General features: G+C 70.3%; 12 protein-coding genes. All 12 read right to left on the reverse strand.

What is annotated here, in order from left to right; all coding sequences use genetic code 11:
* Positions 1-44: 44 nt before the first annotated feature.
* Entirely contained in the window at positions 45-1,670 is a 1,626-nt protein-coding gene (locus tag ABTZ59_RS33635; RefSeq protein WP_351423153.1) for an AfsR/SARP family transcriptional regulator, read from the reverse strand.
* A 130-nt stretch (positions 1,671-1,800) separates the two neighbouring features.
* Complete coding sequence (locus ABTZ59_RS33640; RefSeq protein WP_351423156.1) at positions 1,801-2,484, reverse strand: hypothetical protein; 684 nt, start codon at positions 2,482-2,484, stop codon at positions 1,801-1,803.
* A 147-nt stretch (positions 2,485-2,631) separates the two neighbouring features.
* Positions 2,632-3,315: a putative quinol monooxygenase gene (locus tag ABTZ59_RS33645; protein WP_351423158.1), complete on the reverse strand. Its 684-nt coding sequence runs from the start codon at positions 3,313-3,315 to the stop codon at positions 2,632-2,634.
* A gap of 28 nt (positions 3,316-3,343) precedes the next feature.
* Complete coding sequence (locus tag ABTZ59_RS33650; RefSeq protein ID WP_351423163.1) at positions 3,344-4,648, reverse strand: MFS transporter; 1,305 nt, start codon at positions 4,646-4,648, stop codon at positions 3,344-3,346.
* Positions 4,649-4,686: 38 nt separating this feature from the next.
* Positions 4,687-5,451, reverse strand: coding sequence for an SDR family oxidoreductase (locus ABTZ59_RS33655; RefSeq protein ID WP_351423168.1), 765 nt, complete (start codon positions 5,449-5,451; stop codon positions 4,687-4,689).
* A 38-nt stretch (positions 5,452-5,489) separates the two neighbouring features.
* Entirely contained in the window at positions 5,490-7,460 is a 1,971-nt protein-coding gene (locus ABTZ59_RS33660; protein ID WP_351423171.1) for an SDR family oxidoreductase, read from the reverse strand.
* Between the two features lie 3 nt (positions 7,461-7,463).
* On the reverse strand, positions 7,464-8,408 hold the full coding sequence (locus ABTZ59_RS33665; RefSeq protein ID WP_351423174.1) for an aromatase/cyclase: 945 nt from the start codon (positions 8,406-8,408) through the stop codon (positions 7,464-7,466).
* Between the two features lie 44 nt (positions 8,409-8,452).
* On the reverse strand, positions 8,453-9,238 hold the full coding sequence (gene fabG, locus ABTZ59_RS33670) for a 3-oxoacyl-ACP reductase FabG (RefSeq protein ID WP_351423176.1): 786 nt from the start codon (positions 9,236-9,238) through the stop codon (positions 8,453-8,455).
* A gap of 36 nt (positions 9,239-9,274) precedes the next feature.
* Positions 9,275-9,526: an acyl carrier protein gene (locus ABTZ59_RS33675; RefSeq protein ID WP_351423179.1), complete on the reverse strand. Its 252-nt coding sequence runs from the start codon at positions 9,524-9,526 to the stop codon at positions 9,275-9,277.
* A 137-nt stretch (positions 9,527-9,663) separates the two neighbouring features.
* On the reverse strand, positions 9,664-10,884 hold the full coding sequence (locus ABTZ59_RS33680) for a ketosynthase chain-length factor (protein ID WP_351423182.1): 1,221 nt from the start codon (positions 10,882-10,884) through the stop codon (positions 9,664-9,666).
* Positions 10,881-12,161: a beta-ketoacyl-[acyl-carrier-protein] synthase family protein gene (locus tag ABTZ59_RS33685; RefSeq protein ID WP_351423185.1), complete on the reverse strand. Its 1,281-nt coding sequence runs from the start codon at positions 12,159-12,161 to the stop codon at positions 10,881-10,883. Before ABTZ59_RS33685 ends, ABTZ59_RS33680 begins: the two co-directional genes overlap by 4 nt.
* Positions 12,158-12,484, reverse strand: a complete 327-nt coding sequence (locus ABTZ59_RS33690) for a TcmI family type II polyketide cyclase (RefSeq protein ID WP_351423189.1) — start codon at positions 12,482-12,484, stop codon at positions 12,158-12,160. Before ABTZ59_RS33690 ends, ABTZ59_RS33685 begins: the two co-directional genes overlap by 4 nt.
* Positions 12,485-12,603 lie beyond the last annotated feature (119 nt).

Genomic DNA, 12,603 nt, shown 5'->3' on the forward strand with positions numbered 1-12,603 from the left:
CCGATCCGGAAGCAACGGCTCGATCCGCGCCCACTGCGCGTCAGTCAACGGCACACCCGAACCAACGACCAGCTGATCCAAACGAAACGCCCTAGCCGCCGGCCCTCGTCACGCGCCCGGTACAGCAGGTCGCGCACGAGCAGATCCGTACGGCCCGCGAGCCGTTCCCCCAACGCCCGCACCGCCAGCGGCAGTCCGTCGTACAGCCGGACCAACTCCGCCGCCTGGGGGCGCTCCCAGGCGATGCGCCGTACCCCCGCGGCACCGGCGAGGAGCGCCACCCCCTCGTCCTCGCTCATCCCCTTCAGCTCCACCCGGGTGACAGCACCGGGCAGGCCCTCAAGGCGCCAGCGGGAGGTGACGACCACCGCGCAGTCCGGACTGCTGGGCAGCAGCGGTATCACCTGTTCGGGGGAGGCGGCGTCATCGAGGACCACCAGCATCCGCCGCTCCGAGGTCCAACTGCGGAAGAGTCTGGCCAAGTCCTCCACCGCCGAGGGAAGCCGCCGATCGGGATGGCCCGATGACAGCAGCAGTGAGGTCAGGGCGTCCCGGCTGGAGACCGGAGTGCCGTCGGGGCGGTGCAGGGTCGCGAAGAGCTGGCCGCCCGGATAGTGGCGGCGCAACTGGTGGGACGCCTCCACCGCCGTCGCGGTCTTGCCTGTGCCGACGCCTCCCGTCACCACGGCGACGCGTACCGCGGACAGGGCGCCCGCCGTCGCGTCGGACGGGCGGCCCGCCTCGACGATCGCCGCCACCTGCCGGGTAAGACCGATGAAGTCGGCGGGGCGCGGCGGGAGTTCGGCCGGGACGACCGCGCGTGGCGTCTCGTGGGCCGACCCCGACCCCGACCCCGACCCCGACCCGGACCTCGACCCGGAACCGGAACCCGGCCCCGCGCCCGCCGCCGTCCGGCGCTCGGGCTGAAGGACGTCCTCCAGTACCCCCCGCTGGAGGTCCCGTACCTCCACCGAGGGCTCCAGCCCGAGTTCACCGACCATCGTCGCGCGGAGCCGCTGATAGGCGTCGAGGGCCACCTGCCGGTGTCCTGAGCGCGCCGCGGCACGCATGAGCTGGCTGGTGAGCACCTCGTTCAGCGGATGGTCGAGCGTCAGCCCTTTCAGCTCGCTGAGCAGTTCGCGATGGATCCCCAGCTGCATGTCGGCCTCGATCCGCTGCTCCAGGGCCGCCATCCGGAGATCCTCCAGCCTGGCCTGCTGGGCCGAGAGCAGCGCACCGGTCGCCGTGCCCGAGAAGGCAGGTCCCCGCCACAGGGCGAGGGCCTCGCGGAAGGCGTCCGAGGCCGGACCCGGGCGCCCCTCGCCCAGCGCGGCCCGGCCCCGGGCACAGAGCTCCTGGAAGCGCCACAGGTCCAACTGTCCAGCGCCGACGCGGATCCGGTATCCGCGTGGCTCGGTCCGCACCCACGGTCCGCCGCCGGCGCCCTCTCTCAGCGCCTTGCGTATGTGGTAGATGTAGGTCTGCACTGTCTTCCGCGCGAGCTTCGGGGGAGTGTCGTCCCACAACTCCTCCACCAGACTCTCCAGCGGAACCACCTGGTTGGCATGGACGAGCAGCAGTGAGAGCACCTGACGGCTCATGGGCGAGGCGGGCTCGCACGCGCCCCGGTCCCCGCGTACCTCCACTGGTCCGAGAATGGAAAAGTGCATCAATTCCCCCGTCTGAGTGTGCAGTTACCACTTGTGACTGTGCGAGGTCGCCGCGGCGTGCCGGCTCGTACCGAGAGAACGGCCGGGCCTCGTCAACGGGTGCGGGCGGCCGACGCCCGCCCGTTGGAACTCAGCCGAGCGGGCGCGCGAAGGTGAGGCGGTGGGTGTACCGCGCGCCCGCGTCGCCGCCGCCCGCCGCCTCAAGCAGCGGCTGGATCACCTCGTCGATGTGTTCCGCGGCCTCCTTCTCGGACACCCACTCAGAGAGGACGAGCACACTGCCGTCGTCCAGACCGACATGGAAGTTGGCGGCGATCGCGCCGGGGTACGCCCGCTCCTCCCCCTCCGCCTTCTCCTCCGCCGCCAGCAGACCGTCGATCCACTGCCGCCCGGCCTCCACACCGGCCATCGGGAAGACCGCGGCCGGGAAGCACTCGGGCACCGGGGCCGGATCGGCGATGGCGCCCCCTCGGACGACCCGGTAGAGCTGGAACGGCGCGGCCCCCCGGGAGCGGGCGCCCGCCACACCCCAGTCCGGCTTCCCGCGTGAGACGCTGCCCTCCCGCCGCAGCGATTCCCGCAGCGCCGCACGGGACAGCCACTGGGCGTAGGTCAGCACGGAGTTGCCGTCCGTGCTCGTGTAGCAGCTGGCGGACACCAGCTCGGCGGGCCACTCGGCGGACCGCCAGTGCGCGGCGATCGCGTCGGCCACCGCGCGCTGCCGCTCGGGGCCCTCGGCGGTGATCACCTCGACGAGCGCGGCGTCGACATCGGCGCGGTCGATCAGCGGCAGGGCTTCAGTACGCTGAGACATATTCAACTCCTTGTCGGGGACGAGGCGAAGGTGCCGCCGGATTCCATTCTCGGCGGCACATCGGCCATTTCCCATGGCGTTGGATGAAGGGTTGGACGAGAAAGAACAAGATTCCGCAGAACTCTCCTGAGAGATGTCAAATCGACGTCAGGAGATCCGCGCCGAATGGACAGCGGAACCGACGTCGCGCGCGTCGATGCTCCGGTGGAGGTGGTAACGCCTGAACCCGATGGGCCGTATCCCGGGGATATCGCCGCTGGCCCGCAGCGTTTTCACCCGCGTCCGGCTGTCGAGGAACGCGAGGTGCGCCTCGACCGAGGTCCACTCCGCGTAGTTGAGGACCCGAGAGGCGTCCACGCTGGTGTGGAAGTTCGCGGAGAGCATGCCGGGCGGCTGCTCGGCCGGCGCTACGTCGAGCACATCGACCAGCGAGTTCATCACCTGGTCCTGCCGCTCGGCGCCGTCGACGTCGAACGTCGCGATGATCACGCATCCAGGAGCGCCGGACGCACCGGGCGGTACCACGCTCCTGCGCGGCCGGTATTCGACCGCACCCGCCCCGGCCGGCCCCCGCAGCGAGCGCGCGAACGGCTGATAGGAATCGCCGTCGGCGCACTGTGCGTAGCTGAGCACCGTGTCCTTCTCCGAGCTGAGAAAACAACTGAGAGAGAGAATTCCGGCCGGCCACGGAGCAGTGCTCCACTCCGCGACGGTCTGTTCCAGTACGGTCAGCGCCTCCTGCTCGCTCCGTATATACCGCTGGCTGACGAAAACCGACGCCACGTCCGTACGCCGGAGATCAGGCCCCTTCAGGGATTTCGGCTCACTCATTCCCGCTCCCTCTCATTCCCGCTCCCTCTCATCCGCGCTCCCCTTCATCCGCGCTCCTCCCGAACTCTCGCCGGTGTTCCTCGCCGGTGTTCTTCGTCGGTACTCGTCCCGGAGGGTGGAGCCGGGCGCGCGGCACGGTGAACGCCGTCAGCACCCCCACCGCGCTGATGGAGGTGACGAGTACCAGGGCGGGCCGATAACCCTCGTACTCCGTCAGCAGCAGCGCGACCAGGGGAAGCGTCACCACACCCCCCAACTGGACACCCGTCTGGTAGAGGGGCACCGCCGCACCCCGCTCGGCGGCCGGGATCCCCGCCGTGGCCTGTATGTTCAGCGCCGCGAAGGAGAGCACGAACCCCGCCTCCACCAGCACCAGTGCCGGCAGGACCGCCGACCAGTACGCCTCCGTCGGCGCGCGCCAGAGAAAGACGGCACAGCCGAGGAACGGCGCGAGCGCGCCCAGGGCTATCGGCAGGCCGGTGCCCCAGCGGGCGACGAGCCGCCCCGCGAAGGGAACCGTCACCATCAAGGGCACACACGCCGGAAGCAGCCCCAGCGCACACTGCCAGGGAGACCAGCCAAGGCGCTGCTGCAACTGAAAGGTGATCAGCAGCAGCAGTCCGGCATAGGTGCCGTTGAGGGTGGCCGCGCCGACCGCGGAGCGCAGCAGCCGGCCGTCCCGGAGCAGCCCGGGATTCAGCCGCGGTGCTCGTCCCGCGGCGCCTGAGTCGTGTGGAATCATCCGGGTGGCGAAGACCAGCAGGGCGAGGGCGAGGGGCGCGGGAAACAGGAGCGTCCAGCGCCAGCTCGATTCCAGGAGCGCCGCGGAGAGCAGCAGCCCCGCGGTGAACCCGGTGGCGCCGAACATGGAGTAGACGGAGACCGCCTTGCGCTGCTGCGGTCCGTCGCGGAAGGCCGTGCTGATGATGGCCAGTCCGGTGGGGGCGGTCAGTGCGGCGCAGCAGCCCTTGACCACCCGGGTGGCGATGAGCAGCGACTCACTGTCGGTCACCCCGCCGATCACGGAGGCGAGGGCGAAGACGGCCATCGCGCCCAGATACGCGCGACGACGGCCGCACAGCGCGGCGATCCGGTTCCCCAGGAGCAGCAGGGCCCCGAACCCGAGGGCGAAGCCGCTCATCAGCCATTGGACCGCCGGCAGCGACATGTCCATGGCCTCGCCGATGGTGGGCAGGGCCACCAGCACCACGGACACCTCGACGGCGTCCAGGAGCATATTGCCCGACAGGACGCACAGCAGGCCCCACTGCTGGGCACCCCCCGGCGCGGAGCCCGCCGCGCCGGGGGTGTTGGCCGTACCGCTCGCTGTCATGTTCCCCGGCCCGTCACCACGCCGTCGGTGTGCGTCCGTCACCACGCCAGTCGCTGACCGGTGGGGGAGCCGTCCTCGCCCAGGAAGACGGCCGTCGGGCCGTCGTCGCCCAGGGTCGCGAGGAGCACCGGGATACGCGCCCCCTGCTCCGGTGTCAGATGCCCCTGATGGCCGTTGAGATCGGTCGAACAGAAGCCGGGGGAAACGGCGTTGACGAGGATCCGCTCCGGGCGCAGCTCGTTGGCGTAGGTGATGGTGACGGCGTTGAGCGCGGCCTTCGAGGTGCCGTAGTCCAGCACGGCCGGGTACGTCCCTTTCGGGAACTCCCCGGTGGGGTCGTCCAGCGCGGCGGCATGGGTCAGGGATCCGACCACACTGCTGACATTGACGATGCGGGCGGCCCGCGAGCGGCGCAGCAGCGGCAGCATCGCGTTGGTGACGGAGATGACACCGAAGACATTGGTCTCATAGGTGCGCCGCACCACACTCACCGGCGTCCGGCTCGGCGCGCCCACCGGCGCGCCGGTCCCCGCGTTGTTGACCAGGGCGTCCAGGTGGCCCGTCTCCTCCTCGACGCGTTTGGCGGCGAGCGCCACCGAGGACTCGTCCGTGACGTCGAGTTGTACGAAGTGGACGTCGAATCCCTCGGCCCGCAGCTCGCGTTCGGCGTTCCTGCCGCGCTCCACGTCCCGGGCGCCCAGATAGACACGTTGGCCCAGCTCGCCGAGGCGCCGGACGACGGCGCGTCCGATTCCCTTGTTGGCGCCGGTGACCAGCGTGATACGGGGGCTGTCGGCGGTCATTGATTCGCTTCCTCTCTCGCGGTGTGCGTACGGACCGGTCAGCCGAGGAGCGTTCCGCCGCTGGCATCGATGAACGAACCGGTGATCCAACGCGCCTCGTCGGTGGCCAGGAAGGTCACCACATCGGCGACATCACCCGCGTCCCCCACCCGTTTGAAGGCGGAGACCTGCGCCATCTGCGCCACGGCCTCGGGGATGTCGAAGACCGGCCCGCCGTTGTCGGTGATCCCCGGTGCCACACTGTTGACGGTGATCCCACGGGGCGCGAGATGCTTCGCCAGGTGCAGCGAGATCTGCTCGATGGCGCCCTTGGTCATCGAATAGGCCACCTGCTCGGGAACCGCGGTCCGGGTGAGCGCGGAGGAGATGTTGATGACGCGCCCTCCGTCGGGCATGTTCCGCAGCGCCCGCTGGATGATGAGATACGGAGCCCTGGCGTTCACCGCGAAGTACTGGTCGAGCTGTTCCGGGGTGACGTCCTCGGGGCTGATCCCGTCCGAGCCCGTGACCGCCGCGTTGTTCACCACGATGTCGAGCGAGGTGTCCCCGGTCCGCTCCTTCAGCCCCTGCTCCAGGCCGAAGAAGAGTTCGTGCACATCGCCGGGGACGCCGAGCTCGGCGCGGACCGGAAAGGCCCGGCCGCCCTCCTTCTCGATCAGTGCGACGGTTTCCCGCGCCGCGTCGTCGTTGGTGGCGTAGTGCACGGCGACCAGGGCGCCTTCGCGGGCCAGCCGTACCGCGGTGGCGCGTCCGATGCCCCGGCTGGAACCGGTGACCAGCGCCGTCTTGCCCGTGAGCCTGTCCATGGTGGAACTCCCGTGTGCTGAAAGGGGTCGAGTGGTGTCCGCCGCGGGCGGTGGTGCCGGCCGGTCCAGGCCGCTGATCATTCGGGCGAGGTGGCGACGGACCACGTCCATACCGAGGAGTTCGCCGCACACCTCCCGGACACCGTCCACCTCAGGCCCGCCGAACAGCAGCAGCGCCTGGGCCTGGATGTTCGTCAGGGTGCGGGCGCCCGCGGCGTGGCGCTCGGTGTGGTAGTCGTCCAGCTCTCCGTCATCGGTCCCGCCGGTGATCCGGGCCACGAGCCCGCGGCCGAGGCCGGCCGCGTCCTGGAGTCCGAGGTTCAGCGCCTGTCCGCCGACAGGCATCTGGACATGGGCCGCGTCCCCCGCCAGCAGGACCCGGCCCCGGCGATAGTCACGCGCCTGACGCCGGGTGTTGTCGAAACCATTGAGCCAGAGCGCCGTGCCACCGCTGATGTCCTCGCCCGTCACCCGGGCCCATGCCGCCACGACCTCGGCGAACTCCGGCTCGCGCGTGCGCGGCCCGGGGGTCCGGGTCCGGTCGTGCACCATGAGCCGGGTGGTCCCGTCGCCGCGTCGGTGGGCGGTGGCGGTGCCGTTCGCGTACCTCTTCAGGCGCCGGCCGGGGATGTCGATGCCCAGCACGTCGGCCCGGAGCATGTCCCGGGTCGCGTCGTCGCCGGTCATCTCGAAGCCCGCGAGCTGCCGTACGGTGCTCCGCTCCCCGTCACATCCCACCAGGTAGGCGGCCGTGAAGCGGTGTGACCTGCCGTCCGGGCCGAACGCCACGACTTCCACCCGGTCGGGGTGGAGCGTCAGTCCGGTGACCACATGGCCCCGGCGCACCTCGGCGCCCCGCTCCGTGGCCCACTCCTCCAGCACGGGTTCGAGACGGCTCTGTACGCACTCCCACTGGCCGGCGTACGGATGCCCGGGGTCCGCCTCGGCGAGATCGAGCGGGATCCCGCCGAAATGGCCCCGCCCACCGGCCGCCAGGTCCCCCAGCCGGTCGAGGATCCCCCGCTCGGCGAAGATCTCCATGGTGCGGGAGTGGAGGATCGAGGCGCGGGACTCGGCGGTCGGCTCGGACAACTGCTCCAGTACGACGGCCCTGGCTCCGCCGGCGCTCACCTCACCCGCGAGCAGCAGCCCCACGGGACCGGCACCGACGACGAGGACGTCGGCGTCCGCTGGATCGCCCATCCCTCAGCGCCGCGCTTCCGCGAAGGACTTGGCGTGCCCCAGGGTCGCCCGGCTGTTGGCGCCCAGCGCCTCGCGCAAGAAGGTGCGGGCCTGGGGGACACCGGCGTCGGGTCCGAGGACCCGTGTGATGGTGTCGGTGTTGACGACCACGGTGTGCTGGGAGGTCACGGTGGTGACACCGGCACTCTCCTCGTCGAACCGCCAGTAGCCGGTGTGCAGGGTCATCAGGGCGGGCAGTGTGGTCTGCTTGTAGGCGATCCCATGGTGCGGGAAGCAGACCCTGACCGACTCCGTGGTGTGCGTGGAGCCGTCCTTCGCCACCGTGTCCATACGCAGGGTCTGGACACCGGGCTCCTTCTCGGTCAGCGAGACACGGGAGACATGCGGCAGCCGCTCGGTCCACAGCTGGGCCTCGTTGACGAAGTCGTACGCGTCCTTGGCCGAGCCATTGACCCGCACGCTGTCCTCGAAGGACAGCGTCAGCTCCGCGGAGTGGGTGGCGAGCTCCACATTCGCCTTGAGCGCGGCGAGTTCGGAACGGCTGTTGCGTTCCACCGCTTCGTCGATCCACGCGAGGCCCGCCGGATCGTCATCGATGGCGCGGTAGGAGTGCAGCAGCCGCAGCCGGCACTCCGTCCCCCGCGGCTCGATGATCCATGTACCGCTCATCTCGGCCACGGGCGGCGCTGAGACCTCCTGGCTGAAGGTGATACGCAGGCCCACCGGGTCCAGCCGGCGGAATGAGGTCCAGTTCTTGGGCTCGCCGTTGGCCGTGGCCCAGATGCGGATGCGCTCCTCGTCACCGTTCTTCTCCACGTAGTCGACATACACCGACGGCGGGAAGATCCTGGGCCAGTTCGCCACCTCCGAGAGGAGGCGGTACACCTCCGGGGCGGGGGCGGACACGGTAATCTCGTGCTCGACTTCGCGGGGTGCCTGCTCGGTCATGTTCATCTCCTTGCCACTGGTGGGTTTGTCGGGGCCGGGCCGGGTCAGAAGTTGCCCAGACCGCCACAGACATTGAGCGCCTGTGCGGTGATGGACGCCGCCGTGTCGGAGGTCAGATAGCCGACCAGACCGGCGACCTCCTCGGCGGTGGAGTAGCGGCCGAGCGGGATCTTCGCCGTGAACCTCGCCAGGATCTGCTCCTCGCCGGCCTCGTACGCGGCGGCGTAGCCCTGGCGCACCCGCTGTGCCATCGGGGTTTCCACATACCCGGGGCACACCGCGTTGACGGTGATGCCGGTGGGTGCCAGCTCATTGCCGAGCGCCTTGGTGAAACCGACGACACCGTGTTTGGACGCGGAGTAGGGCGCGCCCAGCACCACACCCTGTTTGCCGGCCGTGGAAGCGATGTTGATGATGCGCCCCCGGGGCTTGTCACGCATTCCACCGGTGGTCAGCACCTCACGTGTCACGAGGAAGACGCTGTTCAGGTTGGTGTTGATGACGTCGAACCACAGCTCGTCGGCGATGTCGGCGGTGACCCCGCCGCCACTGCGGCCCGCGTTGTTCACCAGGATGTCGATGGGACCGAAGCGGCCGACCGCCGCCCGGACCAGCTCCTGGATGTCCTCCTTCGAGCCCACGTCCGCCGCCCTGCCGTCCACCTCCAGACCCTCGCCCTGGAGTTCTTTGACCGTTCGGGTCACGGCGTCCTCGGTGCGCGCGCACACGAAGACCCGATGGCCCTGTCCGGCCAGCAACCGGGTGACGGCGAGTCCGATACCGCTGGTGGCACCGGTCACGAGCGCGACCCTGGACATGTCCTGCGTCATGGTGTGTCTCCTGGAATCGGGGTGCCGGGAAGCGGCTCAGAGCTGCTTGTTGACGAGCGCGATCAGCGCGCGGGGAGTGCGGGCGTCGGCGAAGATCTCCTCGTCGAGGCTGATCCCGTACTCCCGCTCGATACGGCCGGCGGTCTCCAGCATCGCCAGGGACTCGTATCCCAGCGCGTCGAACTCCGCGTCGAGAATGTCTCCGTCGAGGTCGACGTCCTCGTCGGCGCCGGCGCCCTCGCGCAGGATGGACTTGAGGTCGTCGATGGTGAAGGTGGAAACGGGCATGAGGGGTCCTTCCTCGTCACGCATGGCAGAGGGAGCCTTGTTGGGGTCTTCGGGTCTTCGGGTCTTGGGGTCTTGGGGTTCTCCGGGTCTTCGGGTCTCCGGGATCTCCAGGGTCTTCGGGTCTCCGGGCGGCGGGCTCAGTCCCGCGGTGCCCGCACCACCACCGCGGAGTTGAATCCGCCGTAGCCGCGCGCGAGTACCAGCGCGGCACGCACGGGCGTGTCGCGCGCCGCCCCGGTCACCAGATCGATGTCGTAGTGGCGGGAGAGCGAGGAGTTGGTGGTCGGCGGGATCACGCCGTCCCTGATGCTCAGGCAGGCGGTGGCCACATCCAGCGGGGCGGCGCCCGAATACAGCCGTCCTGTCATGGTCTTGGGCGCCGTGACAGGCACCGCCCGGGGGCCGAAGACCTTGGTGATCGCCTCGGCCTCGACCCGGTCGAGTTCGGGTACCGCCGCCGCGTCCGCGAAGACCACGTCCACCTCGCCGGGCTCCGTACCCGCGTCGGACAGCGCCTGTTCGACGGCCCGTCGCAGCCCCGGGCCGCGGTCGCTGCCCGGCGCGGGGTCGAAGGTGGAGGCATGGCCGGCGATCTCGCCGTAGATCTGCCGTGCCCCGCGGGCGCGGGCGTAGTCGGCGTCCTCCAGGACAAGCAACGCTCCGCCCTCTCCCGGCACGTGCCCCGCGGCGCCGTCGTCGAAGGGCACGTACGCCCGCGCGGGATCGGTCGCGTGGCTCAGCCGGTCGCTCGCGAGCTGGGCCACCCAGCCCCACGGGCAGATCGAGGCGTCGACGGCCCCGGAGACGATCAGCGGGGTGCCCTTGCGGATCTGCCGACGGGCCTGGGCCAGCGCGTCCAGACCGCCGGCCTGGTCGCTGACGACGACCCCGCTGGGGCCGCGCATACCGTTGCGGATCGAGATCTGGCCGCTGTTGACGGCGTAGAACCACGCGAAGGACTGGTACGCGCTCACATAGCGGCCGCCCTTGCTCCACAGCGCCTGTAGCTCCCGCTGGCCGAACTCGAAGCCGCCGGAATGACTGGCCGTGATCACACCCATGTCGTACTCGGGCAGTGTGTCCGGTACGACCCCCGCGTCCGCCAGCGCCCAGTCGGCGCCGACCAGCGCGATCCGGGTCATCCGGTCGGTCTGCGGCAGCAATCTGCTGGGCAGATGGTCCGCGGCGACGAACCCCTCTATCTCACCCGCCAGTTGAGCCGGATAGGACGTGGGGTCGAACCGGGCCACCCGGCCGATGCCGCCCCGGCCCGCCAGCACGGCCGACCAGTAGGACTCCAGCCCCAGCCCGTTGGGCGCCGCCACACCGAGGCCGGTCACCACCGTGGCGGCGTTCACCGTTTTCTCCTGTCGGGCCGGGCCAGCACCACCGCGCTCTGGAAACCGCCGAACCCACTGCCCACCGACAGCACGGTGTCCGTGCGCCGCTCCCTGGCGGTGAGGGGTGTGTAGTCCAGATCGCACTCCGGATCCGGGGTGTGGAGATTGGCCGTGGGCGGAATGACATGGTGCTCCATCGCCAGCGCGCAGGCGGCGAGTTCGATGGAACCGACGGCGCCGAGCGAGTGGCCGATCATGGACTTGATGGAGCTGACGGGCGTGCGGTACGCCGCCTCGCCCAGGCTCAGCTTGAAGGCCGCGGTCTCATGGCGGTCGTTCTGCTTGGTGCCCGAACCGTGCGCGTTGATGTAGTCGATGTCCTCCGGGTTGACGCGGGCCTCCGCCATGGCGACCCGGATCGCCTCCGCCATCTCCTTGCCGTCGGGGCGCAGTCCGGTCATGTGGAAGGCGTTGGAGCGCGTCGCGTAACCGGCCACCTCCGCGTAGACATGGGCGCCGCGCCGCCGGGCGCTCTCCCCGTCCTCCAGGACGAAGACGGCGGCGCCCTCGCCGAGGACGAAGCCGTTGCGGCTCGCGTCGAAGGGCCGCGAGGCGTGCGCGGGATCGTCGTTGCGCGGCGTGGTCGCCTTGATCGCGTCGAAGCAGGCCACGGTGATCGGCGAGATCGGCGCCTCGGTGGCACCGGCGATCATGACGTCCGCCGCGCCCTCCCTGATGACCTCGGTGGCATAGCCGACCGCGTCCAGCCCCGATGTGCACCCCGTGGAGACGACGGCGGCCGGGCCCTCGGCGCCCACCGCGCGGGCCACCTCGGCGGCGAAGGAGCTGGGGACCATGTAGTTGTACAGATGCGGTACGGCGTACTCATGGTCGACCAACTCCCGTCGGCCGCCGTCGCTGACCGTCCGGTACTCCTCGTCGAGACCCATGGTGGCGCCCACGGCACTGCCGATGGTCACCCCCATGCGGCCCGGGTCCAGTGTGTGGAAGGCCAGCCCGCTGTCGGCCGCCGCCTCGCGCGCCGTGACCACCGCGAGCTGCGCCGCGCGGTCCATGCGCCGGATCTCCTGGGGGCCGAGACCGCACGCCTCGGCGTCGAAGTCCACCTCCGCGGCGACCTGGGAACGGAAGGGAGCGGGATCGAAGAGCGAGATCCGCCGGGTGGCCGTACGTCCGTCGGTGAGGAGCTGCCAGAACCCCTTCGTCCCCGGCCCGCCCGGCGCCGTGACACCGATTCCGGTGACGACGACCTGGCGGCCGTGGGCGGCACTCACTCGGCGCTCCAGTGGTAGAAGCGCCGCGCCATCGCGTCGGCGGGGGAGCGCCAGGTCGCCGGGTCGTATGCCTCGATGAACGGTTTGAGGTCCTGGCTGATCCCGACGAACCGCGGGTCCGCCTTCGCCTGTTCGATGCGTTCGTCGCCGTTCTCGCCGTCGAAGTCCTGCAGATGGAAGTAGAGCCCGCGGTACGAGAAGAGCTCGCGTCTGCGCGTTCCCATCCGATCCGGCATCTCCGTACCGTCGAAGGCGGAGAAGAGCCGGGCCACCTCACCGGCCGAGCCGGGTGCCATCCGGGCGACGATCAACGTGCTGTACATCCTCAACCTCTTTCCGTGCGTGGACCCGTGCGTGGACTGTGCGCAAGGACTGTGCGCTTGGGCTTCGCGCTTGGGCTTCGCGCTTGGGTGTGAAAGGCGTTGCGTCATAGGCCGCGCGG

The organism is Streptomyces sp. NPDC094034, assembly GCF_040303865.1.
GTDB lineage: Bacteria > Actinomycetota > Actinomycetes > Streptomycetales > Streptomycetaceae > Streptomyces.